Below are 26,052 nucleotides of genomic sequence, written 5' to 3'. Positions count from 1 at the left end.
TACCGATGACGACCGCAGCCCAGCTCCGCAAGACCGCGCTGTCCCACCCCGAGACTCACCAGGAGGGCGCCCGCCCGGGCGCGGTGACGTACTCGGTCGGTGGCGAGCCGTTCGCGGCCCTGGGGGAGGACGGCCGCGTGGAGCTGCACCTGCCGGCGGCGGAGGCGGACGAGGTGATGGCCGCGCATCCGACCGCCGAGCGGCTGACCCGTGGCGTGCGCATCCCGCTCGGCGACATCGACGGCCAGCAGCTCAACCACTGGGTACGCCGGGCCTGGCTGGCCCGCTCGCCCCGGCGGCTGGCCGAGGCCGCGACCGTGCGGCCGGGGCAGGTAGGCGACCTGCCGAGGGCGATCGGGCGCCCCGCCACGCAGGCCCTCGTGAGCGCCGGCATCACCACGCTCGCCCAGGTCGCCGCGCTGAGCGAGGCCGAGCTGTCGGCATTGCACGGCGTCGGCCCGAAAGCCATCCGCGTACTCCGCGAGGCGATCGGGCGTTAGGGCCGGCCTGACGAGCGACCGTCCACGTTGCCCGCTCCTATGTGGATCGGCGGCGCCGACGCGCGGGGAGCCACCGGAGCGGGTGGAGCGGCCGGCCGCGTGGATACGATCTCTGGATGCCAACTCTCTCCGGACCTGACGGCACGCTGCTCGCCTACCACCGCGCGGGGGCCGGCGCCCCGGTGATCTGCGTTCCGGGCGGCCCCATGCAGGCCTCGGCGTACCTCGGTGACCTCGGCGGGCTGGCCGCGCACCGCGAGGTGATCCGCCTCGACCTGCGGGGCACCGGGGAGTCAGCCGCGCCGGCGGATCCGGACAGCTACCGGTGCGACAGGCAGGTCGAAGACCTCGAAGCACTCCGCGTGCACCTGGGGCTGAGCAGGATCGACCTGGTGGGGCACTCAGCCGGGGGCACGCTCGCCGTGCTGTACGCCGCCCGCCACCCCGAGCGCGTCCGGCGGCTCGCCCTGCTCAATCCCAGCCCGCGCGCGGTCGGCTTGGAGATCGCCGACGACGACCGCCGCGAGGTGGCCGAGCTGCGCCGGGCCGAGCCGTGGTTCCCGGAGGCGTTCGCCGCGTTCGAGCGGATCTGGGCGGGCGACGACACGGGGGCCGAGTGGGCGGCGATCACCCCGTTCAGCTACGGCCGGTGGGACGCCGCCAGCCAGGCCGCCCACGCCGCGGCGGCGGCCCAGCGCAACGGGGACGCGGCCGCGGTCTACTACGCGCCTGGCGCCATCGACGCGGACGCGGTCCGCGCGGCCATCGCCCGGCTGGGCGCGCACGTGCTGCTCGTCGCCGGCGAGTACGACGTGGGACTCCCGCCGAAGCGGGCGGCCGACTTCGCGAAGCTGTTCCCGGGCGCGGAGGTCGCGGTCCAGCCGGGCGCGGCGCACTTCCCGTGGCTCGACGGTCCACAGTGGTTGGCGCGGACGCTGGCGGCGTTTCTGGTCTGAGGCGCTTGCTCCGAGCGCCCGGTGAGGCTTGGCGTCAGGGGCTCAGTGTGGCGCCAGGCGAGGATGGTGCGCGCAGAAGAGGATGCCGTCAGGCGCCGTCATCACCGTCCAGCGGTGCGGCTCGGCGACCTCCCACATCCTGGTGGCGCCGGCGTTGACGAGTGCGTCCAGTTCGGACAGATCGTCGAGCTGGAGGTCGATGTGGACGAGGCCGCGGCCACGCGCGTCGATGTCGTCGCCGATCGGGCTGACCCAGACGTCCGGCAGGCGGCTGCTCGGGTCGCGCAGCAGCACCGACTCACTCGGATCGAGGGAGTGCGTGGCAAGCTTGGTGCGGTCCTCGGCGACCGGTGGCAGACCGAAGGCGAGCGACCAGAACGGCGCGGCGACATACGGGTCCCGGCAGTGGATCACGATGGACGAGAGCCTGCTCATGCGCTCCATCATGCGCGAGAACGCGCGGCGGGGCGGGCGCTTTGCCCGGCCGGCCGGCGCCGCCGCATGCCCACCCCGCCACACCGCCGGCCGGCCTCGTGTGGCACGTCAGGGGCGTGGGGAGGGGAAGCTCGCCCGGTACGCCTGTGGTGTCGTGCCGACGACGCGTCGGAACCGGTCGCGAAACGCGGTCGGCGAGCCGAAACCGACCTGGTGGGCGATCCGGTCGACCGGATGGTTGGTCGCCTCCAGCAGGTGCTGGGCCTGGCGGACGCGAGTGCGCAGCAGCCATTGCAGCGGCGTGGTGCCGGTCTGCTCGCGGAAGCGGCGGTTGAGCGTGCGCGCGCTCATCCCCGCGTGCGCGGCGATGTCGCGGAGGGTGAGGTCGCGCGCGGAGTTCTCCTCCATCCAGGACAGTACGGGCTCCAGCAGCGAGCCGCGTGGCGTGGGCGGCGGGTCGTGCACGATGAACTGCGCCTGCCCGCCCTCGCGCTCCAGCGGCATGACCGAGAGGCGCGCGGCGTGCGCGGCGACCGCCGAGCCGTGGTCGCGGCGGATCAGGTGCAGGCACAGGTCGAGGCCCGCCGCCGCGCCGGCCGAGGTGAGTAGCTGGCCATTGTCCACATAGAGCACATCGGGGTCGACGTCGATCCGCGGATGGCGGCCGGCGAGCTCGGCCGCGGCGGCCCAGTGGGTGGTCGCGCGGTGGCCGTCGAGCAGGCCGGTGGCGGCCAGGATGAAAGCGCCCGAGCAGATCGACGCGATCCGCGTGCCCGCGGCCGCCGCCCGCCGCAGGGCTTCGAGGACACCATCGGGTACGGGCTGGAGCGTGTCTCGCCCGGGCAGGATGATCGTGTCGGCGGTGGCGAGCGCGTCGAGCCCCCACGGTGGCCGCAGCGTGAACGCGCCCGCGTCGACGGTCTCGCCCGCCCCGCAGATCCGGACCCGGTAGGGGGCGTGGCCGCTCGGCAGGCGGGTGCGGGAGAAGACCTCGATGGGCGTGGCCAGGTCGAACGCGATCACTCCGTCGAGGGCGAGTACAGCCACGGTGTGCATGGCCACACGATAGGCGCCTGCTGGCTTCTCGCCAACCGGTCTGGCCTGCGGTGTTGGCATGAGATACCGGTGACGAGAATTCGGTGGTGTGTGGCAATCCTGCCACTTCGGTGGCCGGGCTCCGGCCCGTAGTGTGGCGCCATGGGTGCGCCGGGCGTACGCCGCGGTCTGATGTGATCCCGGCTCCCCACCACGCGGGAGCCGGGATCACCGGGGCCTCTACACCGCGGGGCCGATACGGGGCAGCGTTCTACGTCGCGTGCGGCGCGCGGCGCACCGGCACCGTGGCTCCGGCCGGGCGGGTCACCTGGGCGCGCCCCCAACTCGTGCTGGAGATCGCGCGCGTGCCGGCGTTGGTGGGGTCCTAGCTGTGGCGACCGGGACCGTTGTCGACGCGGTCTCGTCGCACGCCAAACAGCGGCAGCCGATTCGCCAGATCGACGCCGATGCGGCGCCAGGCTAGCTCCGGCTGGCCACCTCCGGCTACTCCAGCGGGCGGCGGGCCCAGAAGAGCTGGTGGCCGCCGTCTCCCTCGGGCACAAACTGCTCTGACTGAACGCTCAGTCCGGCCTCGGTGATCCAGCCGCGGTACGTGGCCGCGTCGGCGTGACTCCACCACATCGTGGCCTCGCCGCCGAGCCAGCCGGCCTCCGTGCCGGTCCACGCCTGCGCGCCGGTCGTCGCTACCAGCCAACCACCGGGGCGCAGCCAACCGGCGACGCGGGCGATCAGCGGCGGCTGGCGGTCGAGTGGCATGTGGATGAGCGCGTACAGGCAGACGACCGCGTCGAACGAGCCGGCGGGGAAGTCCACCTCGGTCGCGTCGGCGCGCAGGAACGTCGCGCCGGGCACGAGCCGGCGGGCCCGCTCGATCTGCACGTCGCTGAGGTCGACACCGGTGACCGCGTGGCCGGTGTCGGCGAGCACCTTGGCGACCGGGACGCCGCAGCCACAGCCGAGGTCGAGCACGCGAGCCCGCGGCGGGATCCGCGTCCGCAGGACACTGATCCAGCCCAGGTACTCGGCGGGCAGGTCACCATCCTGCCGGTACAGGTGCGAGATGGCGTCGTAGCCACGGCGGACGACGTCGGCGGGATCAGTCATGGACGGCTACCTTCGGGGCGTACACGATGGTCGATGGGAAGAGCGCGGCGACGATGGCGGGCGCGCCGCGCGCGGACGGTGCCGGGCAGAACGCTAGCGGCCGTACCCGGCGGAGAGGCTGCGCAGCAGTTGGCGGCGGCCGAAGAGGTACAGCGCGAGCACCGGCACGGTCGAGAGCATCACGGCGGCCAGCAGGCCGGGCACGTCGGTGCCGAAGCGGCTCTGGAAGTTCCAGAGGCCGAGCGGGATGACGCGGCGGGCCTCGCTCTGGGTCAGCACGAGCGGGAAGATGAAGCCGTTCCAGGCGTTGAGGCCGCTGAAGATGCCGACGCTCACCAGCCCGGGGCGGGATAGCGGCAGCACCAGCCGGCGAAACAGCTCGACCGTGCCGGCGCCGTCGACGGTCATCGCGTCGAAGAGGTCCCGCGGGATGTCGCGCAGCGTGCTGGTGAGCACGACGATCGCCATCGGCAGCGAGAAGGCCGCCGTCGGCAGGATGATCGCGGTGAGCGAGTCGTACAGGTGCAGGCGGGTGATGAGCAGGTAGATCGGGATGATCACCGCCTGTGCCGGGATGGCGAGCCCCAGCAGGAAGATGGAGAACGTGGTGCGGACCGCCCGCGTGCCGCCGAAGACGATGGCGTACGCGGCGGGCAGCGCCATCACGAGCACCAGCGCCATCGTCAGCACGGTGACGATCGTGCTGTTGACGATGAACGTGTCGAAGCCCAGGTCGATCACCTGGCGGTAGTTTTCCAGCGTGAGCCCGGTGGGCGGGCGGAGTGCGCCGTCGGTCAGGTACGAGTCCGAGGTGCGCAGGCTGGTCAGCGCGATGTAGTACAGCGGCACCGCCACGACGACCAGCCAGAAGCTGGCGGCGACGCCGGCGACGACGTTGACCGGGCGGCGGCGGCCGACGGTGCCGCGCGGCCGCCGGGGCGGTGGGTAGGCGGTGTGGGTGCGGGTCCGTGGCGTCTCCGCCGCCCGGTGGCGCGCGGCCGTGTAGATGGTCACCCCTACATCCCCTCCCGGTCGCTGGTCATGCGGTGGTAGCCGGTGGACCGCACGATCAGCACGGACAAGGCGGTGCCCACGGCGACCAGCAGCACGGCGAGGACGCTCGCGTACCCCATGTCGAAGCCGACAAATCCCTTGACGTACATGTGCAGCGGGAGCACGCGGGTCGCGGTGCCCGGGCCGCCGTTGGTGAGCAGCAGGATCGTCTCGAAGTAGGTGAGCGACCCGACCACGATGAGCACCGACGACGCGATGATGGTGTTGCGGAGCTGGGGGAGGGTGATGGAGAGGAACTGGCGCACCGTTCGGGCACCGTCGATCTCCGCCACCTCGTAGAGCGACGCCGGGATCTGCCGCGCGGCCGCTTGGTAGAGAAGCGTGTGGAAGGGCACGAACTGCCAGGAGATGACGGCCGCCACCGCGTACAGCGCGCGGTCGTCGGCGCCGAGGAAGTTGCCGTCGGACACGCCCACATAGGAGCCGAGGCTCGCCGCGAGGCCGAAGTTGGGGTCCAGAAGGGACAGCCAGGTGAGCGCGATCGCCGCGGTGGAGAGCAGCAGCGGCAGGAAGAACAGTGTGGACAGTAGGGCCCGGCTCCGTTGTGGACCGGCCGCCCACACGCCGAGCAGCAGCGACAGTGGCGTCTGGATGAGCCAGCACAGCACGGTCAGCTGCATCGTCACCTTGATGGAGTTCAGCGCGTCGGAGTCGCCGGGGAGCGCCTGCCAGTTGCGCGTGCCGGCCCACTCCGGCGTGCCGAGGCCGTTCCACGTCGTGAAGCTCAGGTAGAGCACGACGACGATCGGCACGATGCCGAAGATGGTGAAGAACACCGCGGCCGGCAGCGCCCAGATGAAGCCGGGGCGCTCGCGGCGGGCCGGACCCAGCTGCGAGGCGGGCACGTGGATGACCGTGCGCACCTCGGGCCGGCGGACCAGGAGCCCGCGTTCGCTCACGACACCTTCTCCATCGCCGTCACGAACTCGTCCGGCGTGATGTCGGACAGGAAGAGCTTCTGCAGGTTGGTCAGCATCTCGGTGCCGACCGCGGGGCTCAGCGCCTGGTCCCACGACTGCGTGAAGCTGGGCGCCTTGGCCACCATCTCGTACGTGAACGTGGCGAACTCCGCGTTGGGCGTGCCGGCCAACTTCGCCTCGACGCCCGCGACCGCCGGCACCTGACCGGAGTTGACCAGGTCCTGGACGTACGCGTCGGAGGAGAGCGTTTCGATCAGCAGTGTGGTGGCGTCGCGTACGTGTGGGCTGCTGGCCGCGACCGAGAAGTAGTTGGCCGGATTGCCCACCACGTTGGCCGCGTCGCCGATTCCACCCTCCACTGTGGGGAACGTGGTCCAGCCGAGGTCGCCCCGCTTGACGAAGTCGGGGTTGTTGGCCAACTGGTTGGTGTACTCCCAACTGCCCATCAGGAACATCGCCGCCTTGCCGGTGGCGAAGAGCCGCGACGCGCCGGTGTTGTCGTAGTTGATGGAGGCGAAGTTGGAGCCGAAGGCGCCCCGCTCGGCCAGCTCCTGGCACATCTGAAGGGCCTTGAGCATCGCCGGGTCGCGCCACGCGCCGGAGCGCTGGGCGGCGATCGCGGAGAAGCGGTCGGGGCCGCCGATCCGGTCGAGCAGGTACTCCAGGTACATCAGCTCGGTCCAGCCCTGCGAGCCGGGCAGCGCGATCGGGGTGATCTTCCGCGCCTTGAGCGCGTCTACAAGGGACAGCAGGTCGCTCCAGGTCCTCGGCGGTTCGAGACCGGCGTCCTTGAACACGCCCTTGTGGTAGAAGAGCACGACCGGCTGGATGCCGTTCATCGGCAGCCCGTACTGCCCGTTGGAGATCCGGCCGACCGCGAGCACGCTCGGCAGGAACGCGTCGCGTACGTCGGGCCGGGCGGCCAGCGCGTGGGAGAGATCGACCACTTGGTTGGCTTTGACGAACTGGGCGAGGTTGCCGCCGCCCCAGTTGAAGAAGATGTCCGGTGCGTTGGGTGACCCCATCGACACGTGCAGTTTCTGTTTGTACGCGTCGTTGACGTATGTGACGAGCTCCGCCGGCACCGGTGAGCCCTGGTTGAACATGCCGAGGCCGGCGTTGATCACCGGCTCGTTCTGTGGGTCGTGCAAGGCCCAGACCTGGATCTTGTCGCGGGACGCGCCGGGACCGGCGGTGCCGCAGCCGCTGGCAACGACCAGCGACGTCGTGGCAAGCAGAGACACGACTATTCGGAGCAGCCTGGCGCGGCTACGCATCGAGTGGTCGACCCTTTCCCGTGCCCGAAGGGATCAATCGACAAATGCGGATATATCGAAAATGTTGCGAGTTAGTTGCGCGAGGGGAAACGTATGGCGCGCGTCACAGCGCCGTCAAGCGGGGCAATGGTTGCTGATCCATAACGGCTCGTGCACTACGTGTCCTGCGTGGACGGTGCCGGGCGGACGAGGGTCGATCCGCTGAACCGGTTCGGCGGTCAGCCTACCCGGACGAACCGCCATGGCGCGGTGCGACACGGCCCTACACAGTGGACGCTAGACCGAGCCGCCGGAGCGGGGGCGGGAGCGGAGGCTCTGCGAGGGTGACTCGCCGTAGCGCTGGCGATACGCGTTGGCGAACCGTCCCAGGTGGACGAAGCCCCAGCGGTACGCGACGTCGGCGACGGTCGTGTCGAGCGGTGTGGCCTGGCGCAACTCGTCGTGTACGCGGGCGAGCCGCACCTGCCGCAGGTACGCCGTCGGCGACATGCCCATGTGGCTTTGGAAGCCGTTTTGCAGCGAGCGTTCGCTCACCTCGGCGATGCCGGCGAGCCTGGCGACCGTGTAGGGCCGCTCGGGGTGGGCCTGCACGGCGTCGACCACGCGACGCACGGCGCGCGGAGCGGGATCGGGACGGCCGAGCCCATCGAGGCGCTCGCGGTAGGGGTGGTCGGTGGCGAGCAGCAGCCCTTCCAGCAGGGTCTCCTGGAGGTGGTCGCTGAGCAGCGCGTGGTGCGCGAGCCCGCCGTCGTCGCCCACCTCGGCGGCGAGCAGCCCGGCCAGGCGCGCCCAACTGCGGCCGGGGCCGCCGGTGGTGTCCATCTCCCGGCCGAGCTGGATCGGTGTGCGTACCGGGGCGTCGAGCATGCGTGCCAGCCGGTCTTCCAGCGCGGCACGGTCGATCTTCACAGCGAGCACGCGGCAGTCGCCGGTCCAGAGGTCGAGCACGGTGTTGCCGACGGGCTGGAAGACGGCGGCGGTGGTGCCGGTCGCCAGCAGTGGCTGGCTGCCGCCCTGCTGCCAGACCAGTTGGCCGGAAAGGAGCACGTCGACGTGGTAGGAGCCCAGCTCGTCGAGCTTGATCCGCAGGTCGGTGCCAAAGCGCACGTCGCCGACGGTCACCGGGCCGAGCCGTCCCACCGTCAAGCGAGTGGCGAGTGTCTCCGAGGGGTCCAGGCGGTCGATGAAGTTGGAGTAGAAGTGGCGGGCGATGACCGCGCGCGTCTCGTCCAGGTCAGAGGTGTGGATCGAGCTGGCCGCCTGGCTCGGGCGAATGTGGCATCACCTCCCCAAAGCACCAGGCTAGCAACGGCCCGATCGCCGGTTACCCGATGGTTACCCCGCTCGTGCCGTACCCTCTCGAAGGCCGTCCGTCCGATGTAGACCTGTCGGTCCCGGCCGACCGGACGGTTGAGCGTCAGGCCGGAGCGAGCCGGTCGCCGTGCCGGTGCACCACCTTCCAGGCGCCGTCCTCGCGGCGGAAGATCGTGGTGACCCGCAGCTTGTACGCCGCGGGGCCAGATTCGTGGCGGGCGGCGAGCTGTGCTCGATCCCGGGCTCGCGCCCGGCCGTGAGCCGCGATCCCCCGAGCGGGGTGACGCCGGCCGGCGTACGCCGGGTCAGCCCGTCGCCAATTGCACATCGCGTCGGCAAAATCAACCTTCAATCCGGGGTACCGGCCTCCTCCGGGCAGCCATGCTTCGGCTGGCGGGTGGGGTCAAGGCGTGTCACCCCTTCCACACGGAGAGTGTCGAATCTAGATTGCTGGATGTCGGAGCCACCGTTCCGGGAATGGAGTACACACTGTGGTGTCTCGCTCGTTCATCAGACGCTTGTGCGGTGCGGCGACAGCAGCCGTACTGCTCGGTGCTTTCACCGTCGCCACACCCGCTCAGGCGACGTCCAGCAACAACGCCGTCAAGAAGCTCACCAAGCAGGTCACGCTCGGCGGTGTCAGCCGCCACCTCGTCGCGTTCCAGGCGATCGCCTCGCTCAGCGGCGGCAACCGCGCCTCGGGCCTGCCCGGCTACGACCGGAGTGCCGACTACGTCGCGGCGTTGGCGAAGCTGGCCGGATACAAGGTGACGCGGCAGCCGTTCTCGTTCACCTACTGCGAAGACACCGGCTCGTCGTTCCGGCAGATCGCGCCCACGCCCACGACGTACGTCGACCAGACCGACTACGACGTGCTGGACTGCGCCGGCAACGGCACCGCCAACGGCGAGGTGGTGCCCGTCGACGTCAACCTCACGCCACCGCGCGACAGCACCTCCGGATGCGAGGCCAGCGACTTCGGCCCCGAGGTCGCCGGCAAGATCGCGATCATGCAGCGCGGCGCCGCACCCGGCGCCACCTGCGGTTTCGGCCTGAAGGTGCAAAACGCCGAGGCGGCGGGCGCGATCGGCGCGATCATCTTCAACCAGGGCAACGGCACACCGGAGGCCAACCCCGACCGGTACGGGCTGTTCCTCGGCACGCTCGGCGGGCCGGTCGGCATCCCGGCCGTCTCGGTCTCGTACGAGACCGGCGCGGCGCTGGTCGCGGCGGCCCAGGCCGGCACGGTCACGATGGAGATCTCGGTCGACGCGATCTCCGAGACCCGCGACACCACCAACGTGATCGCCGAGTCCCGCTGGGGCGACCCCAACGAGGTCGTCATGGCCGGCGCTCACCTCGACTCCGAGCCCGACACCGCCGGTATCAACGACAACGGCACCGGCAGCGCCGCCATCCTCGAGGTCGCGCTCCAGATGGCGAAGTTCAAGACGAAGAACAAGGTGCGTTTCGCGTGGTGGGGCGCCGAGGAGTCCAACCTCGTCGGCTCGACGTACTACGTCGCCAACCTCCCGCAGGCCGAACGCGACAAGATCGCGCTCTACCTCAACTTCGACATGATCGGCTCGCCCAACTACACCTTCGGGGTGTACGACGGCGACGACTCCGCCGGCACCGGCGCACCGGCCGGCCCGCCCGGCTCCGCCGAGATCGAGGCGGTCTTCGAGGGCTTCTTCGCCTCCCGGGGCGAGGCGACGGCGGCGGCCGACTTCACCGGTCGCTCCGACTACGGCCCGTTCATCGCGGCCGGCGTCGGCATCCCGGCCGGCGGCCTCTTCACCGGCGCCGAGGTGCTGAAGACCCCGGCGGACGTCGCGCTGTGGGGCGGCGTCGCGGGCGCGCAGTACGACCCGTGCTACCACGACCCCTGCGACAGCCTCACCCCGGAGCGCAACGGCGCCGACGCCGAGCTCTACCGGCAACTGCGCCGGGAGTACAAGCTCCTCGGCAACGTGAACACGTTCGCGCTGGAGACCAACTCGGACGCGATCGCGACCGCGGTGGCGACCTTCGCGTACGACACGTCCGCGATCCCACCGCGTACGGCGGCCGCGTCGGCGCGTACGGCGGTCGCGGCCCCGGCGGCACAGGACACGCACGGGAGCTGGCTGCACTGATCCGCTGATCAGGACGAGGGGGCCGGGCGGCGACGCTCGGCCCCTTTCGCGTCCCGAGATGACCGGATCGGGGCGACGGTGCGAGGGCGCCGGCCCGGCACGCCCGGCGGCGGCTATCCGGCGAGCCCCAGGCCCAGGCGGTGTGGACGGCGCGGACGCTGATGTACGAGCGGCACGGCGACTTCCGGCACCGGTACCGTTGACGACAGCGCCGTGGCGGCGGCCGTGACCGTCAGTCGTCCGCGTGCGCGGCGTCGGCGCCGGACGTCTGTGTGGTGGTGTGCGGGGAGGAGGCGCCCGCGGCCGTGCGGGGTCGGATGAGATAGCCGAATGCGGCCGCGGTGAAGAACATGATGAGGCTGTAGACGGCCGCCGGTATCGCGATCTCGGTGCTGTCCAACAGCGTCGTCGCCAGGACGATGGCCAGCGTTCCATTGTGGATGCCGACCTCGAAGGCCGCCGCCACCGACTCGGCCCGGCCCACGCCGGCCAGTCGCGGCGCGAGGTAGCCGACCGCGAGGCTGATCAGGTTGAACGCCAGCGCCGCCAGGCCCGCCGCCTCGAACGACTCGACCAGCGTGTCGCGCTCCTGGAGGACCGTGCCGGCGATCACCAGCACCAGGACGGCCACCGACAGGATGCGCACCGGGCGGTGCATGCGTTCGGCGAACGGGCGCCAGCGTGACCTGACGAACATGCCCAGCGCCACCGGCGCCAGCACGATCGCGAAGACCTGGAGCACCTTGTCGAACTGGAGGCCGACCTGCCCCGTTCCGCTCAGGAAGTGGTCGAGGGAAAGGTTGACCACGATGGGCAGCGTGAAGACCGCGAGCACCGAGTTGACCGCGGTCAGCGTGACGTTCAGGGCGACGTTGCCGCCGAAGAGGTTGCTGTAGAGGTTGGCCGTCGTGCCGCCGGGCGAGGCGGCCAGCAGCATCATGCCCACCGCGAGCACGGGCGGCAGGTCCAGCGCCAGCACCAGGCCGAAGCAGACCGCCGGAAGGACCACGACCTGGCAGACCAGCGCGATCACTACCGCCTTCGGAAACTGGACGACACGCCGGAAGTCGGCCACGACCAGCCCGAGCCCCAGCCCGAGCATGACGATGCCGAGGGCGACGGGCAGCAGCACCTGGGGCAGGAACGAATCCATGACCGAGAATTCTTCACGTTGAGTCAAGGCCATGCCCATCGACCGAAGGGATCGTCCTTCGGCGTGAGTGGAGGGATCGGTATTCTTTCGGCGTCGGTTGTCGAGCGAGCGCCGGAGGGGTTTCGGTGAGCAGGGAAACGCTGGAGTTTCAGGCGGAAACGCGTCAGCTTCTGCATTTGATGATCCACTCGATTTACTCGAACAAGGACATCTTTCTCCGCGAGCTGATCTCCAATGCGTCGGACGCGCTCGACAAGGTCCGGCTCGAATCCTTGATCGACAAGGATCTGGCCGTCGACACCTCGGATCTGCACATCGAGATCGAGGTCGACAAGGACAAGCGCACGCTGACCCTGCGCGACAACGGCATCGGGATGACCCGCGACGATGTCATCTCGCTCATCGGCACCATCGCCAAGTCGGGCACCGCGGAGCTGTTGCGCAAGCTGCGCGAGACGACGGACGGCGGCGCGGCGCAGGCGTTGATCGGGCAGTTCGGCGTCGGCTTCTACTCGACGTTCATGGTCGCCGACAAGGTGACGTTGGTGACCCGCCACGCCAGTGAGGCACAGGGCACGCTCTGGGAGTCGAGCGGCGAGGGCGCCTACGAGATCGAGTCGCTGGACGAGGCGCCACAGGGCACGTCGGTCACTCTCTACCTCAAGCCGGAAGACCGCGACGACCAGCTCTTCGACTACACCGCCGAGTGGAAGATCCGCGAGATCGTCAAGCGCTACTCCGACTTCATCGCGTGGCCGATCCGCATGGCCGGCGAGGACCAGCCGGTCAACTCGATGAAGGCGCTCTGGGCGCGGCCCCGCAGCGAGGTCAGCACCGAGGAGTACCACGAGTTCTACAAGCACGTCAGCCACGACTGGACCGACCCGCTCGAGACGATCCACATGAAGGGCGAGGGCACCTTCGAGTACGAGGCGCTGCTCTTCGTCCCCGCCCACGCGTCCTTCGACATGTTCAGCCGCGACGGCAAGCGCGGCCTGCAGCTCTACGTCAAGCGCGTGTTCATCATGGACGACTGCGAGGCGCTGATCCCGCAGTACCTGCGCTTCGTCAAGGGCGTGGTGGACGCGCACGACCTGTCGCTCAACGTCTCCCGCGAGATCCTCCAGCAGGACCGCCAGATCCAGGTCGTACGCCGCCGGCTCGTGAAGAAGGTCCTCGCCACGCTGAAGGACCTCAAGGCCGCCGACGCGGAGAAGTACGGCGGCTTCTGGGGCGAGTTCGGCCGGGCGGTCAAGGAGGGCCTGCTCGAAGACCCCGACAACCGCGAGCAGCTGCTCGACCTGGTGCTGTTCTCCTCCACGGCCGCGGAGTCGACGTCGCTGCGCGAGTACGTCGAGCGGATGAAGGACGGCCAGACCGACATCTACTACATGACCGGCGAGTCGCGCGCGATGGTCGAGCACTCGCCGCACCTGGAGGCGTTCCTCGCCAAGGGGTACGAGGTGCTGATCCTCACCGACCCGATCGACGAGGTGTGGGTCGAGCAGGTGACCGAGTTCGACGGCAAGCCGTTGCAGTCGGTGGCGAAGGGCAAGGTCGACCTCGGCGAGTCGGAGCCCTCGGCCGAGCAGGCGGCTGACTTCGCCGACCTGCTGTCGTGGCTCGGCACCACGCTCCAGGAGAACGTCAAGGAGGCCCGGCTCTCGACCCGGCTGACCACGTCGGCCGCCTGCATCGTCGGCGACGAGCACGACATCACGCCGACGCTGGAGAAGATGTACCGGGCGATGGGCCAGGAGCTGCCACAGACCAAGCGGATCCTCGAACTCAACCCGGACCATCCGCTGGTCACTGGGCTGCGCACCGCGCACGCGGCGAACGCGGACGACCCGGCGCTGGCCGAGGCGGCTGAGCTGCTCTACGGCATGGCCCTGCTCGCGGAGGGCGGCGAGCTGGCCGACCCGTCGCGCTTCACCCGCCTGCTGGCCGACCGGCTGGCCCGCACACTCTGAGGGCGGGCGAGGGCACGGCGGGCGAGCACCGACCCGCCGTGCCGCTGGTCCACACAACATCGACGTCCGTTCTTGAGTTTTCCGGGTCAGGGCCTTGAAGCTGGGATGAGCGTCTCCGGCTTCGAGGAGGGTCAGGATGCGGATACGTCCGAAGGCCGTGGGCCGTGTGCTCGCCGCGGCCGTTCTCACCGCCGCGGTCGGGGTGGTCGCCACTCCCGGCCCCGCGGCCGCCGTCTCGCTCCCCGGCGGCCATGCCAACTACGTCGTGACCCTGGGGCACCTGGCGAACAACTTCCGAGCCAACTGGGTCCGGCTCGGTACGTACCAGTTTCGCACCGACGGCACGGTGACGGCCCGGATGTGGGTCTGGTCGCAGACGACCCCGGTGGCCCGGGTCGGCACGGGCGCCACGCCGGACGGATCCTGCTCGACCACGGCCGGCTCGTCGACCAGCAAGGTCCGCACGTGCCAGATCCTCACCGCCGGTGGCTTCACCTCCGCCGCGTCCGAGACGCGCAACGGCACGTTCACCACCTACACGCAGAACGTCGGCGGCGTGCCGACCCAGGTCGTGTCGGTCAGTTGGCAGGTCGGCCAGGCGTGGACCGACGAGTGGTACGTGCGCGGCGACGCCAACGGGCTACTGTCCAGGTTGGACTTCAAATACAACACCAAAGCCCTTTACGGGTACGGCTACGGGAGCAACGCCGGCCTGAGCGAGCGACGCGCGATGAGTTCGGTGCTCGCGTTCCCCGGTGTGCTCAAGCAGGATCTGGTGAGCTGGTCGAAGGACCAGGTTGGACAGTCGCACGGGCAGACGTTCGGGCACACGGCGTTTCGTGGATGCGACGTGACGACGCAGTGCCTGACCTACCTGCAACCGTCGTCGAGCGGGGCGTGCCAGGCGTCCGGTGGCTGCCCGACCTACGGCGGCGGCACCTCGTACAACATCACGTCGATCCAGTACTACCTCGTCAAGATGTCCAGCTACGACCGGCGCGACAACCTGTGGCACTGGTGCACCTGCCTGGCACTGGAGCGTAACGAGTTCTGCTACACCGGCAACTCGCACGTCAAGCCGATGTTGCAGATCATCGACGACCTCGGTGCCTTCCGCGGCTGGGTCGGCGCGGAGGCGTCGTTCTACCCCAGCTCGTCCGGCGACCCCCGGTACTCCGACATGATCTCGGTCTTCCGGCTCACCGACTTCCGGTAGCCGAGGTCGATCCGGCCCTGGCCGACAACGCCAGGGCTGTCACGGCAGCGGGACCGTGGGGAAGAACCGCAGGGTACCGCTGATCACGCCGGCGGCTCGCAGGTTGGCGAGTTCGCCGGGGTCGATGCCGGCCCCGGTCAGCACGGCTTCGGTGTCGTCGCCCGGTTCCGGTGCCGGATGGCCGGGCGCGGCACCGAGGTCACCGCCGACCGTAGGGGTGATCTGGTCGATCCAGCCCAGTCTCGGATGGCGCCAGCGGGTCAGCACGCCGGAGGAGCGCAGCCAGTCGCGGGTACCTGGATCGCTGAGGTCGAGCTCGGGTACCGCCGGAATGCCCGCGGCCCGGAGCGTCGCCAGTGTGGCCGCCCTCGTCGTGGGCGTGCCGCGCGGCGGCTCGGCAGCGGCCCAGACCCAGCCGTCCGTGCACGACACCGGGCGGTAGCGGGCGGGGCGTTCGGGGGCGGCGCGCAGCAGGTACGTGGCGCTGCGGGCGAGGCTGGCCCGGACGTGGCCGCCCGCGCCGGTGCGGCGGCGGTGCAGCAGCGCCAGGCAGACGCCGTAGGCGCCGAGCAGGCCGGTGGCGTAGTCGTTCACCGGAAACGGCACCTGCCGCGGCACGCCGTCGCGCCGCCGCAGCGCCTGCATCCCGCTGGCGGCCTGGGCATTGTGCTCCCAGCCGGCGCGTTCCTGCCAGGGGCCGTCGAAGTCGAAGGCGTTCAGGGAGGCGTACACGAGGTCGGGGCGCTCGCGGCGGAGGCGGTCGGCGCCGAAGCCGAGCTTGTCGATCTTGCCGGCGCGGAAGTTCTGGACCACGACGTCGGCGTCCTCGACCAGCCGGTGTACGAGCCGGACCCCGTCGGCGGTGGTGAGGTCGACGATCGTGCTGCGCTTGCCCCGGTTGACGTCGAGCCACGGGAACGGGCTGACCGGGCGGCGCGGATCGTCCACTTTGACCACGTCGGCGCCGAGGTCGGCGAGGATCCGGGCGCAGGTGGGACCGGCGAGCACGATGCAGAAGTCGAGCACCTTGACGCCGGTGAGCGGGCCGCCGGCGAGCCGCGGTGCCTCGCCGAGGGGAGTGGAGGCTCCGAGGCCCAGCCGGGCGCGGCCCGGCGCCGAGCCGCCGGGCGGGCGCTGGGCGGTGCGGTCCGACGCCGACGCCGGGGCCGGGGCCGGGGTGAGCATGACGCGTACCCCAAGTCCGGGCGGTGGGAACGCGGCCTCGCCGCCGCCCTCGCCGCCCGCGGCGGTGCCTTCGGTGCCAGTGCCGGTGGCGACGATCTGGGCGGCGGTGGCGTGTGGCTCGGCGGACCACTCGGCTGGCGCCCGGGTCATGGTGGCGGCACCGCCCGCGGCGTTGATGTCACGTTCCCAGTCGGCGGCGGGGCGCTGGCGGAACAGGGCGCGCAGGCGTTCCCGCCAGGCCTGCTCGGCGGCGCAATCGGGCAGGCGGGCGAGCGCGGCGGCCGCCTCGTCGGCCCAGTCGGCGTGGCCGGCGACGCGGCAGATGATCCGCACGAACTCGGCATAGAGGCCGTGCGGTTGCAGGTACCGGCCGTCGGCGCACTCGTAGAGCTCGACGTGGGGCAGGTGCGGCAGCGTGGCGATGTCGACCAGGCGCCCGTCTTCGAGGCGGATCTGCTCCCGGCTGAGCGCGGTCGCCGCGGCGGCCAGCAGTGGCACCTCGATGTGGATCGCGCCAGGCCGGTCCTCGCGGGCGATCAGCGCGGCGACGATGTGGACGGCGGCGAGGGCGGCGCCGTAGAGGCTGGCGACCGGTAGCGGCTCGGCGCGCAGGGGGAGGCCGGAGAGCTGGTTCAGGCCGAGCAGGGCCGCGATCGCGGTGTCGTCGAGCTCGTACCGGCCCGGTGGCAGGGCGTCGCGCGGCGCCGAGCCGCCGGCCAGCGAGACGGACGGCTGCGGCTCTCCCGCCGCGCCGCCGGTCACAGCCGCCGGCGGCAGCACGCCTTCCATCGTGCCGCCCGGTGGCAGCGCGCCGCCGGTCACAGCTGCCGGAGGGAGGGCTGCGCCTGGAGGGAGCGCGCCGTCCGACGACAGTGCGCCGTCCGACGACAGTGCGCCGTCCGACGACAGCGCGCCGCCCGGCAACGGCGCGTCGGCGGTTGGCAGCGCGTCGGCCGGGTCGGCGCCGGGCGGCAGGCCGACCAGGCGGCAGTGGATGAGCCGATCGTTGTGGTGGGCGGCGCCGGCGGGGCTGAGGCCGTGCGCGGCGAGGACGTCGCGGCCGGCGTCGTCGACGAGTACGTCGTGCTCGGCCAGCAGCGGGGTCGCCGCGCGTGCGGCCGCCTCGGCGCTGCCGGGGACGGCCGTGACCTGGGCGCCGTGCTCGGTCAGCAGCCGTACGAGGAGGTCGCCGGCGCGGGACTCGCCGACGCGTAACACTCGCACGCCGACGAGGGCACCGGCGGGGGCACCGGCGAACGCGGGGATGGAACCGGCGGAGGACACGGGGCATCACCTCGGGGACGAAGCGGCGAGAGCCGGTCGCAGCCAGCGAGACTTCGTTGTCTGGAGGACCGTAGCACCGCTCCTGCCGCTGCCCAACAGAGCGGCTTGTAACGTGCCGGTAACACCTTGGTTGTCGGGTTTAAGCAGCTCAGCATGGAGCGCCAAGCGGGCAGCCGGGGCGCGCGACAATCTGAGATAACGTTGCCCCAACCTCTTGTGGCTCCCGTCACCACGGCGCTAATGTCCGCTGAAACACGCAGGACATCAACCGTTCACGCCGTCCCGACGGGAGCGCGAAAATGGGAGATAGCCACCTTTCTGCGCCGCCGCGGGCCGACCCCCGGGCGACCGAGGCGTCGCAGGAGAGCACCACCGCCGGCCCGGGCGACGCCGCCCGGAGTTGGGGGGTTCGTCAGCGCGCCGCCGCGGCCACCGTGCTGGCGTTCGCGGCTCTGGTCACCGTCACCGCCTACGGCTACGGCCTGCACGAGGGCACGCAGCCCGGACCGGGCCTGTTCCCGTTCGTGGTCGGCGCCCTGCTCACGTTCCTGGCCGCGGTCTGGCTGCTCAAGCCGGGCCGCCCGGAGTCCGAGGAGTCGGGCGACCTGGTGACCACCGTGCTCGACGAGAGCGAGCAGGAGGCCGCCGAGAGCCAGGTCGAGGAGGAGCTCGACTGGGGCCACGGGGGCGCCTTCCGGTTCGGCGCGACGCTGCTGGTCACCGCCATCGCGGTCGGCCTGTTCGTCAGCCTCGGCTACACCGTCGCGGTCGCGTTCTACACCGCGGCGCTGCTGACCGTCGTGGCCCGCCAGCGGCCACTGTGGAGCATTGTCGGCGCGATCCTCGGCGCGATGGTGAGCCGCGCGCTCTTCGACTACCTCGGCGTGGTCGTGCCCAGCCTGCCGGTACACATCCCGTTCCTGCCGTGGGCGGTGCTCTAGATGGACATGTTCAACGCGCTCCTGGCCGGCTTCGGCGAGATCCTGACCCCGACCACGCTGGCGTACGCGCTCGTCGGCTGCCTCATCGGCATGCTGACCGGCGTCATCCCCGGCTTCGGCCCGGCGGCGGCCTGCTCGCTGCTGCTGCCGATCACGTTCGCGCTCGACCCGGTCGGCGGCATCATCATGCTGCTGGGCATCTACTACGGCTCCATGTACGGCGGCACCATCACCTCGGTCCTGCTCAACGTGCCCGGCGAGGTCGCCTCCGTGGTGACCTGCATCGACGGGTACCAGATGACCAAACAGGGCCGGGCTGGCAAGGCGCTCGCCATCGCCGCCGTCGGCTCCTTCGCCGGGGGCGTGATCGCCCTGGTCGGCATGCTCGGCGCGACCACGCTGGCGGAGGCCGCCATCACGCTCGGCCCGGTGGAGCTCTTCGGCCTGACGATCCTCGCCCTGACCATCGTCGTCGGCCTGGCCGGCAGGTCGATGACCAAGGCGCTCATCTCGGCGCTGCTCGGCCTCTTCGTCGGCATGGTCGGCCTCGACCCGGTCTTCGGCGATCCGCGCTTCACCATGGGCACGGTCTCGCTGATGGGCGGGATCAGCTTCATCGCGGTCGTGATGGGCCTCTTCGGCGTCGCCGAGATCCTGGAGAGCATCCTGCGCCGCAACACGCTCAGCCTGCCGAGCCGGGTCGGCTCGCTGCACCTGAGCCGCCAGGACCTCAAGGACTCCGCCGGCTCGATCGGCCGCGGCTCGGTCATCGGCTTCCTGTTCGGGCTGATCCCGGGCTCGCCGGCGGCCGCGGCGACCTTCGCCTCGTACGTCACGGAGAAGAAGTTCGCCAAGCATCCGGAGCGCTTCGGCAAGGGCGCGATCCAGGGCGTCGCGGGGCCGGAGACGGCGAACAACTCGCTCGGCATCTCCTCGATGATCCCGCTGCTGTCGTTCGGCATCCCGGCGTCACCGACCATGGCGATCGTCCTCGGGGCGTTCCTGATCCAGGGGCTTCAGCCCGGACCGCTGCTCTTCCGCGACCGCCCCGACGTGGCCTGGACGATCATCGCCGGGCTCTTCGTCGCCAACGTCATGCTGCTGATCCTGAGCCTGCCGCTGGTCCGCCTCTGGGTGAGCGTGCTGCGCGTGCCGTACCAGGTCCTCTACCCGATCACGCTCGCGTTCATGATGATCGGCGCCTACACGGTGAACAACTCCGTCGTGGACGTCGCGATCATGTGGATCGCGGGGCTCGTCGGCTTCGTCATGCGCCGTCTCGAGGTGCCGCTCGCGCCCGCGGCTCTGACGATCATCCTCGGGCCGATGATCGAGGCCAACTTCCGCACGGCGATGTCGCTGACCGCGGGCGACTCCTTCGGCATCTTCCGCAGCCCGCTCACCGACATCTGCATCCTCGTCACCGTCGCGGTCTTCGTGGCCCGCGGCTACATCGGCTATCGCCGATCTCGGGCCAGCCGGCGCGCCGCCGCACGGCCGCGCACCCCCGACATCTCCTCTGACAACGTAGGGAGCCAACGATGAGATTCACCAGAGTGCTCGCCGCCACGGCGGCCACCGTCCTGCTGGCCACGGCCGGCTGCGCCCAGGAGGCGGCCAACGAGGAAGCCGGCGAGAAGGCCGCCGCGGGCTTCCCGGAGAAGAGCAAGTCGATCACGTTCATCGTGCCGTACTCGGCCGGTGGCCCCGCCGACAGCCAGGCCCGAGTGGCCGCGACGCTGCTGGAGAAGGAGCTCGGGGCGCGGGTCCTGGTGCTCAACAAGCCGGGCGGCAACACCGTGGTCGGCCTCACCGAGCTGGCGAACGCCAAGCCGGACGGCTACACGTTCGGCATGATCAGCATGCCGAACGCGCTGGCCTGGATCTGGCCGGGGCAGAACGCGCCGTACAAGAAGGAATCGTTCACCTGGTTCAGCAGCCTGTCGGACATCACCGACGTGGTGGCGGTCAACGCCGACTCGCCGTACCAGAGCATGGCCGACCTGGTGGCCGCCGCGAAGGCGAAGCCGGGCCAGCTGATCGCCTCGATCGAGGGCGCGCAGAGCACCGACAACCTGGCCATCACCAACCTGGAGAAGGCGGCCGGCATCGACCTGAAGACCGCCATCTACGCCACCGGCGCCGCGGAGAAGGTCGCCGCGCTGCTCGGCAAGCAGATCGACGTGGCCACGCTGACCGTCGCCACAGCCAAGCCGCAGGTGGACGCGGGCAAGTTCCGGATCCTGGCCACGCTGAGCAAGGAGCCGATCAGCCAGTACCCGCAGGTGCCGACGGTCGCCTCGCTGGGCTACGACGTGACCTCCGAGACGTACTACACGGTCGTGGTGCCGGCCGGTACGCCCGACGCGATCCGCTCCACACTGGAGGCAGCGATGATGAAGGTCGGCGCGAGCAGCGAGTACCAGGAGAAGATCTCGGCACTCGGGCTCACCCCGAAGACCCGCAGCGCCGCCGAGGTGACCGCCCTGGTGCCCGAGGTGGAGGCGCGGACCACGGAGTCGTTGCAGCGGCTCGGCGCCAGTTAGTCAGTTCGTCAGAACGCGAGGGGGATCGCAGACATGGACGCGATTGTGCCGGCGAAGGCGCCGACCCTGGTCGACATCGCCCGGCTCGCCGGCGTGTCGGTCAGCACGGCCGGGCGCGTCCTGCGCCAGCCCGACAACAAGGTGGACCCGGAGCTCGCGGCGCGCGTGCAGGCCGCCGCGGCGGAGCTCGGCTACATGCCGAACGTCGCCGCGCGCGCCCTGCGCGGCGCCGGAGCCGCGATGGTCGGCCTGGTCGTCGGCGACATGGTCGATCCCTACTACGGGGAGATCGCGGAACTCGTCACGCAGGCGGCCGAGCGCGAGCACGGCATCGTCGCCATCGTCTCCAACATGCAGCGCGACGCCCTGCTGGAGCTCAAGCACATCGAACGGCTCTGCGGGCACCGGGTCGCCGGCCTCATCCTGGCCGGCGGCGGCTTCGACCAGTGGACCTACCTGGACCGGTTCGCCGCGCTGATGAACCTGGTCGGCCGCGCCGGGGTCACGGTCACGTCGCTGGCCCCGAGAGGAATCGACATCCCGACGTTCTGCGTCGACAACGAGCAGGTCGGCGCGGTCGCGGCGGCGAAGCTCGCGGCGCTCGGGCACCGCCGGGTCGGCCTCCTGCTCGGACCGCCGAACAGCGAGGTGACCCAGCAGCGGCTGCGCGGTGCGATCAAGGCGTTGACGGAGGCGGGCTCCGGCTTCGTGGTGCGGCACGCGCCGTACGCGCCGGAGGACGGCTCGGCGGCGGTGCGGGAGATGGTGGCGCAGATGCCGGAGCTGACCGGCTTCCTCGTCGGCGCCGACACCATGGCGATCGGCGTGCTCGACGGCCTGGCCCGGGCCGGGCGGTCGGTGCCCGCCGACGCGTCCGTGATCAGCATCGGCAACACTCGCTCGGCCGCCTGGTCGAGCCCGACGCTGACCACGGTCGACGTCGCGGTGGGCGAGTACGCGCGGGCGGCGCTGCGGCACATCGCCGCGCACGTCGCCGGGGAGCCCGCCCCGGCGCCGCCGGCCATCGCGCCCACCGTCGTCGACGGCCGGTCGATCGCCCCGCCCGGCGGCTGACCGGCCGCGTGGCCGACCGCCGGAGCCCGGGGCCCGAGCGGCGCTTCAGCGTGCCAAAAGCCCTGGTAGAACCCGGTTTTCCGGGTTCTTGACCCTGGTTTCCGCCCGATGTTACGGTCGCTGAGACAACGTTATCTCGAGGGTCCCTGGCGACCCCCGCAAGAGACCGCCGACCGAGGCGGCAGCGTTGTCCGACAGTGTTCCCGCATCCGTCCTACCGGAAGGCCATCGATGCGAGTAGGCGAAAAACCGGCGCGGGATCGCGCCGCGACCCTGACGGTCCCGCGCAGCGTCGCGGTCGTCGGCGCCTCGCCGCCCGAGGGCGGCAGCTACTACGGCAGCCGGCTCATCGCCAACCTTGTCGCGGCCAACCCCGCAGCCGACATCTACCCCGTCAACCCCCGCCTCGCCGGCGGCGAGATCCTCGGCCACAAGGTGTACGCGCGGCTGGACGACCTGCCCGCCGTACCGGACATGGTGGTCGTGGGGATCGGCGCCGGCGCCGTACCCGCGGTGCTGCGCGAGGCCGGCGCGCTCGGCGTGAGGTCGGCGGTCGTGATCACCGCGCACCTCGGCGCCGAGGCCGACCGGCGCGCCTTCGACCACGAGCTGGCGACGATCGCCGCCGAGCACGACATGCTGGTCATCGGCCCGAACTCGGTCGGCGTGCTCAACGGAAACGCCAGCATCAACGCCAGCTTCGCCACCGGCGCGGACGGCGGCGCGCTCCGCCCCGGCGACGTCGCCGTGGTCGGCCAGAGCGGCGCGGTCATCTCGTACCTGCTCCAGGCGTTCCGGGACCGGGCGCTGGGCTACAGCTGGCTCATCAGCACCGGCAACGAGGCCGCGCAGCCGATGGAAGGGCTCTTCGACCTGGTCGTCGACGACCCCGACACCAACGTGATCCTGCTGTTCGTCGAGGGCAGCGCAGACGGGCCGAGGTTCCGGCGCGCCGCGCTGCGGGCCCGCGCCGCCGGCAAGGCCGTGGTCATGCTGAACGCCGGCCGCTCCGAGGCCGGCCGCCACGCGGTGCAGTCGCACACCGGCCGGATCGCCGGCACGGCCGCGGTGATGGAGGCGGTCGCCGCCGAGTCCGGCATCCTGGTCGTCTCCTCGTACCAGGAGATGTTCGACGCCGCGCTGGCGCTGTCGACCCAGTCCGTGCGGCGGGCGGCGGAGCCGCACGGGCGCCGCGCCGCGGTGCTCACCACCTCCGGCGGCAACGGCACCGTCACCGCCGACTGGCTCAGCGCACAGGGCTGGACCCTGCCGCCGCTGCCCGACGGTGTCCGCGCCGAACTGGAGGAGATCTGCGGCCAGGACGGGCTGGGCAACCCGGTCGACGTGACCGGCGCTTTCGCCCAGCAGGACCGGCTGGCCCGGATGTCGCTCGCGCTCGCCAAGGACCCGACGCTGGACGCCATCTTCATCGCCAGCGGCGCCGGCGGGCCGCGCTCGGAGGGCATGACGGTCAAGCTGGCCGAGGTACGCCCGCGGATCGCGCAGGAGATGTACGTCGGCTGGGTCGGCCTCGACCCGGCCAGCCGCGTCCACCTCGACCGGGCCGGCATCGCGGCCTACGACGAGCCGGCCCGGGCCGTCGCCGCGGCCGAGGCCGGTGCCCGGATCCGTAACGCCCAGATCGACCCGGACCTGCCCGCGCTGCTGGACGCGCCGCTCCGGCGACCGGGCACGCCCGAGGTACGTACCGCCGGCGCCGCCCTCACCGAGCTGGCCGAGGCGGGCGTGAGCGTCGTGCCGATGGCGCTCACCGAGACGCTCGACGGTGCCGACGCGCACGCCGACCGGCTCGGCTACCCGGTGGCGGTCAAGCTCGACGCGCCCGACCTCAACCACAAGACCGAGTCCGGCGGCGTCATCCTCGGCCTGGCCGACGCGGCGGCCGTACGCGAGGCGACCGCCCGGCTGCGCGACATCGCCGAGCGGCAGGGGCTGACCGACGCCCGCGTCCTGGTACAGCGGATGGTCCGAGGCGTCGAGGTGCTCGTCGGCCTCAAGTACGACGACGCGTTCGGGCTGATGCTCGTGCTCGGCGTCGGTGGTACCCGGGCCGAGCTGCACACCGACGCGGTCGGGGTCCTGCTGCCCACCACACGCGCGCAGCTGTCCCGCCGGCTGGCCGACCACCGCGTCCTCGGCGAACTGCTCGCGGGGTACCGCGGCGACCCGCCGGCCGACCGGGAGGCGCTGCTCGACGTCGTCGAGGCGCTGGCCCGCTGGGCGATCGGGCACGCCGGCGTGGTGCTGGAGGCCGACCTGAACCCCGTGGTGGTCACCCCCGACGGCGCGTTCGTGGTCGACGCCCGGGCGGTGATCGCATGACCGGCTACCTGATCGGCGTGGGCAACACCGAGTACGCCAAGCGCGTCGACCGGCCGGTCGAGACGCTCGCGGCCGAGGCCACCATCGCCGCGGCCGCCGACGCCGGCATCGACGTACGCGAGATCGACGGGATCATCGCGTACGCCGGGCACGTCTCGGCCGAGACGCTGATCGCCACGCTCGGCCTGCCCGACGTGCGGTTCCGGGCGGTCAGCTCGGTCGGTGGCGCCAGCGCGGTCAGCGCCCTCGGCAGCGCCGCCGTCGCGGTCGCCGGGGGAGCGGCGAAGTACGTGCTGATGTACCGCGCGCTCAAGGGCAACTCGGGCCCGCGCAAGCACAAGCGGCCGTCCTTCGTACCGGGGGCGTCGATCCGGCAGCACCTGGAGTACACGGCCGGCTGGAACACCGCGGCCCAGCGGTACAGCATGCTGGCCCGCCGGTTCATGTACGAGCACGACCTGACCCGCGACCACCTCGCCGAGGTCGCGCTCGCCGCCCGGGCACACGCCAACCTCAACCCGGGCGCGCAGATGTACGGCCGGGAGCTGACCAAGGAGAAGTACCTGAGCGGCCGGGTCATCGCCGACCCGTACCGGCTCTACGACTGCTGCCTGGAGACCGATGGCGCCTGCGCGGTGATCGTCGCCGCCGACCCCGGCGGCGACGGCCGAGGGGTGCGCATCCTGGCCGCCGCCGAGGGGGCCCCGGACGTTCCCGACGACCTGGTCAGCCGCCCCGACTTCCTGCAGATCGGGCTGAGCAAGGCGGCACCGCGGGCGTGGGCGGAGGCCGGGCTCGGACCGTCCGACATGGACGCCGCCATGATCTACGACTGCTTCACCTTCGAGGTCGTGCACCAGCTCGAATCGGCCGGCTTCGCCACCGCCGACGGGGTGGGCGACATGATCGCCCGGGGCGACATCCGCCTCGGCGGGCGCCTGCCGGTCAACACGCACGGCGGGCTGCTCTCCGAAGGGCACCTCGTCGGCCTCAACCACATCCTCGAGGCGGTCCGCCAGCTCCGCGGCGAGGCCGGCGCCCGGCAGGTCCAGGGCGCTCGCCACATCGCCGTCACCGGCTGGGGCAACCTCGGCGACGGCTCACTCGCGGTGCTCGGAGGTCCCCGTGGCTGACCTGACCAAGATCCCGGTCCCGGACGTCACCGACCCGCTCTTCGCCCCGTACTGGGACGGCACCGCCAAGGGCGAGCTGGTGCTCCCCGCCTGTGGCGGCTGCGCCGCGGTCGTCTGGCCGCCGCGCGGTCTCTGCCCGGCGTGCGGCTCGACGGAGCGCAAGTGGGAGAGCCACGAGCCGGCCGGCACGCTGTACACCTTCACGGTCGTCGGGCACGCCACCGTGCCCGGCTACACCGACCTGCCGTACGCCGTCGCGATCGTCGAGCTGGCCGACGCTCCGGGCGTCCGCGTGATCGGCAGCGTCGACGGTGACCCCGATCCGCTGCGCATCGGCATGCCGATGCGCGCCGTCTTCCGACCCGCCGGCGAGGACGGGGAGATCGTCGTCCTGTGCTGGCAACCCGTGTACCCACAAGGAGAGAGCTGA

General features: G+C 71.4%; 22 protein-coding genes. 12 read left to right on the top strand and 10 right to left on the bottom strand.

Annotated features, from left to right (window positions below; translation table 11 throughout):
* The first annotated feature begins 5 nt into the window (after positions 1-5).
* Together ACFFIA_RS41320 and ACFFIA_RS41315 are read left to right on the top strand one after the other, a co-directional pair.
* A complete protein-coding gene (locus ACFFIA_RS41320) occupies positions 6-500 on the top strand; it encodes a helix-hairpin-helix domain-containing protein (RefSeq protein WP_377262428.1) in 495 nt (164 codons plus the stop codon).
* A gap of 116 nt (positions 501-616) precedes the next feature.
* Positions 617-1,456 (top strand): alpha/beta fold hydrolase, encoded by an 840-nt coding sequence (locus tag ACFFIA_RS41315; protein WP_377262426.1) that lies wholly within the window; start codon positions 617-619, stop codon positions 1,454-1,456.
* Positions 1,457-1,498: 42 nt separating this feature from the next.
* Here ACFFIA_RS41315 and ACFFIA_RS41310 read toward each other — a convergent pair whose 3' ends face one another.
* The 8 genes from ACFFIA_RS41310 to ACFFIA_RS41275 form a co-directional block, all read right to left on the bottom strand.
* Positions 1,499-1,891, bottom strand: coding sequence for a VOC family protein (locus ACFFIA_RS41310; RefSeq protein WP_377262424.1), 393 nt, complete (start codon positions 1,889-1,891; stop codon positions 1,499-1,501).
* Between the two features lie 108 nt (positions 1,892-1,999).
* The gene (locus tag ACFFIA_RS41305) at positions 2,000-2,947 is read right to left on the bottom strand and encodes a GlxA family transcriptional regulator (RefSeq protein WP_377262422.1); all 948 of its coding nucleotides are present in this window, start codon (positions 2,945-2,947) and stop codon (positions 2,000-2,002) included.
* A gap of 483 nt (positions 2,948-3,430) precedes the next feature.
* On the bottom strand, positions 3,431-4,051 hold the full coding sequence (locus ACFFIA_RS41300) for a class I SAM-dependent methyltransferase (RefSeq protein WP_377262420.1): 621 nt from the start codon (positions 4,049-4,051) through the stop codon (positions 3,431-3,433).
* A 93-nt stretch (positions 4,052-4,144) separates the two neighbouring features.
* On the bottom strand, positions 4,145-5,065 hold the full coding sequence (locus ACFFIA_RS41295; protein WP_377262418.1) for a carbohydrate ABC transporter permease: 921 nt from the start codon (positions 5,063-5,065) through the stop codon (positions 4,145-4,147).
* A gap of 2 nt (positions 5,066-5,067) precedes the next feature.
* Entirely contained in the window at positions 5,068-6,024 is a 957-nt protein-coding gene (locus tag ACFFIA_RS41290) for a carbohydrate ABC transporter permease (RefSeq protein ID WP_377262417.1), read from the bottom strand.
* A complete protein-coding gene (locus ACFFIA_RS41285; RefSeq protein WP_377262415.1) occupies positions 6,021-7,289 on the bottom strand; it encodes an ABC transporter substrate-binding protein in 1,269 nt (422 codons plus the stop codon). The genes ACFFIA_RS41290 and ACFFIA_RS41285 overlap by 4 nt, the downstream gene beginning before the upstream one ends.
* 309 nt (positions 7,290-7,598) lie before the next feature.
* Complete coding sequence (locus ACFFIA_RS41280) at positions 7,599-8,534, bottom strand: AraC family transcriptional regulator (protein ID WP_377262520.1); 936 nt, start codon at positions 8,532-8,534, stop codon at positions 7,599-7,601.
* Between the two features lie 205 nt (positions 8,535-8,739).
* Positions 8,740-8,988 carry a nuclear transport factor 2 family protein gene (locus ACFFIA_RS41275; protein ID WP_377262413.1) on the bottom strand — a complete coding sequence of 83 codons (249 nt, stop codon included), beginning with the start codon at positions 8,986-8,988 and terminating at the stop codon, positions 8,740-8,742.
* 142 nt (positions 8,989-9,130) lie between these two features.
* On the opposite strand from ACFFIA_RS41275, the gene ACFFIA_RS41270 reads away from it, so the two are divergent.
* Positions 9,131-10,774, top strand: a complete 1,644-nt coding sequence (locus tag ACFFIA_RS41270; RefSeq protein WP_377262411.1) for a M28 family peptidase — start codon at positions 9,131-9,133, stop codon at positions 10,772-10,774.
* Positions 10,775-11,006: 232 nt separating this feature from the next.
* Here ACFFIA_RS41270 and ACFFIA_RS41265 read toward each other — a convergent pair whose 3' ends face one another.
* A complete protein-coding gene (locus ACFFIA_RS41265; protein ID WP_377262409.1) occupies positions 11,007-11,927 on the bottom strand; it encodes a bile acid:sodium symporter family protein in 921 nt (306 codons plus the stop codon).
* Positions 11,928-12,052: 125 nt separating this feature from the next.
* Here ACFFIA_RS41265 and htpG point away from each other — a divergent pair, with 125 nt between their 5' ends.
* Together htpG and ACFFIA_RS41255 are read left to right on the top strand one after the other, a co-directional pair.
* Positions 12,053-13,900: a molecular chaperone HtpG gene (htpG, locus tag ACFFIA_RS41260; RefSeq protein WP_377262406.1), complete on the top strand. Its 1,848-nt coding sequence runs from the start codon at positions 12,053-12,055 to the stop codon at positions 13,898-13,900.
* A 136-nt stretch (positions 13,901-14,036) separates the two neighbouring features.
* Entirely contained in the window at positions 14,037-15,116 is a 1,080-nt protein-coding gene (locus ACFFIA_RS41255; RefSeq protein WP_377262404.1) for a hypothetical protein, read from the top strand.
* Positions 15,117-15,155: 39 nt separating this feature from the next.
* On the opposite strand, the gene ACFFIA_RS41250 is transcribed toward ACFFIA_RS41255, so the two are convergent.
* Positions 15,156-17,585: a CoA transferase gene (locus tag ACFFIA_RS41250; protein WP_377262402.1), complete on the bottom strand. Its 2,430-nt coding sequence runs from the start codon at positions 17,583-17,585 to the stop codon at positions 15,156-15,158.
* A 299-nt stretch (positions 17,586-17,884) separates the two neighbouring features.
* Between ACFFIA_RS41250 and ACFFIA_RS41245 the strand changes: the two genes are divergently transcribed.
* The 7 genes from ACFFIA_RS41245 (at position 17,885) to ACFFIA_RS41215 (ending at position 26,052) form a co-directional block, all read left to right on the top strand.
* Positions 17,885-18,526, top strand: coding sequence for a tripartite tricarboxylate transporter TctB family protein (locus tag ACFFIA_RS41245; RefSeq protein ID WP_377262400.1), 642 nt, complete (start codon positions 17,885-17,887; stop codon positions 18,524-18,526).
* Positions 18,527-20,071, top strand: a complete 1,545-nt coding sequence (locus tag ACFFIA_RS41240; protein WP_377262398.1) for a tripartite tricarboxylate transporter permease — start codon at positions 18,527-18,529, stop codon at positions 20,069-20,071.
* A complete protein-coding gene (locus ACFFIA_RS41235) occupies positions 20,068-21,072 on the top strand; it encodes a tripartite tricarboxylate transporter substrate binding protein (protein ID WP_377262396.1) in 1,005 nt (334 codons plus the stop codon). The genes ACFFIA_RS41240 and ACFFIA_RS41235 overlap by 4 nt, the downstream gene beginning before the upstream one ends.
* A gap of 33 nt (positions 21,073-21,105) precedes the next feature.
* Complete coding sequence (locus tag ACFFIA_RS41230; protein ID WP_377262394.1) at positions 21,106-22,146, top strand: LacI family DNA-binding transcriptional regulator; 1,041 nt, start codon at positions 21,106-21,108, stop codon at positions 22,144-22,146.
* Between the two features lie 231 nt (positions 22,147-22,377).
* Positions 22,378-24,489, top strand: a complete 2,112-nt coding sequence (locus ACFFIA_RS41225) for an acetate--CoA ligase family protein (RefSeq protein ID WP_377262392.1) — start codon at positions 22,378-22,380, stop codon at positions 24,487-24,489.
* Complete coding sequence (locus tag ACFFIA_RS41220) at positions 24,486-25,622, top strand: thiolase C-terminal domain-containing protein (RefSeq protein WP_377262390.1); 1,137 nt, start codon at positions 24,486-24,488, stop codon at positions 25,620-25,622. Before ACFFIA_RS41225 ends, ACFFIA_RS41220 begins: the two co-directional genes overlap by 4 nt.
* Complete coding sequence (locus ACFFIA_RS41215; protein ID WP_377262388.1) at positions 25,615-26,052, top strand: Zn-ribbon domain-containing OB-fold protein; 438 nt, start codon at positions 25,615-25,617, stop codon at positions 26,050-26,052. Before ACFFIA_RS41220 ends, ACFFIA_RS41215 begins: the two co-directional genes overlap by 8 nt.

The sequence above is a fragment of the Phytohabitans kaempferiae genome (assembly GCF_042433955.1).
Taxonomy (GTDB): Bacteria; Actinomycetota; Actinomycetes; order Mycobacteriales; family Micromonosporaceae; genus Phytohabitans; species Phytohabitans kaempferiae.
This window is presented reverse-complemented; position numbering and strand designations above follow the sequence as displayed.

Bases quoted from the DNA above. Each gene is read 5' to 3' on its own strand.
- ACFFIA_RS41320 (WP_377262428.1), top strand. From the start codon at position 6: ATGACGACCGCAGCCCAGCTCCGCAAGACCGCGCTGTCCCACCCCGAG.
- ACFFIA_RS41315 (WP_377262426.1), top strand. From the start codon at position 617: ATGCCAACTCTCTCCGGACCTGACGGCACGCTGCTCGCCTACCACCGC.
- ACFFIA_RS41310 (WP_377262424.1), bottom strand. From the start codon at position 1,891: ATGAGCAGGCTCTCGTCCATCGTGATCCACTGCCGGGACCCGTATGTC.
- ACFFIA_RS41305 (WP_377262422.1), bottom strand. From the start codon at position 2,947: ATGCACACCGTGGCTGTACTCGCCCTCGACGGAGTGATCGCGTTCGAC.
- ACFFIA_RS41300 (WP_377262420.1), bottom strand. From the start codon at position 4,051: ATGACTGATCCCGCCGACGTCGTCCGCCGTGGCTACGACGCCATCTCG.
- ACFFIA_RS41265 (WP_377262409.1), bottom strand. From the start codon at position 11,927: ATGGATTCGTTCCTGCCCCAGGTGCTGCTGCCCGTCGCCCTCGGCATC.
- ACFFIA_RS41255 (WP_377262404.1), top strand. From the start codon at position 14,037: ATGCGGATACGTCCGAAGGCCGTGGGCCGTGTGCTCGCCGCGGCCGTT.
- ACFFIA_RS41245 (WP_377262400.1), top strand. From the start codon at position 17,885: ATGGGAGATAGCCACCTTTCTGCGCCGCCGCGGGCCGACCCCCGGGCG.
- ACFFIA_RS41240 (WP_377262398.1), top strand. From the start codon at position 18,527: ATGGACATGTTCAACGCGCTCCTGGCCGGCTTCGGCGAGATCCTGACC.
- ACFFIA_RS41235 (WP_377262396.1), top strand. From the start codon at position 20,068: ATGAGATTCACCAGAGTGCTCGCCGCCACGGCGGCCACCGTCCTGCTG.
- ACFFIA_RS41230 (WP_377262394.1), top strand. From the start codon at position 21,106: ATGGACGCGATTGTGCCGGCGAAGGCGCCGACCCTGGTCGACATCGCC.
- ACFFIA_RS41225 (WP_377262392.1), top strand. From the start codon at position 22,378: ATGCGAGTAGGCGAAAAACCGGCGCGGGATCGCGCCGCGACCCTGACG.
- ACFFIA_RS41220 (WP_377262390.1), top strand. From the start codon at position 24,486: ATGACCGGCTACCTGATCGGCGTGGGCAACACCGAGTACGCCAAGCGC.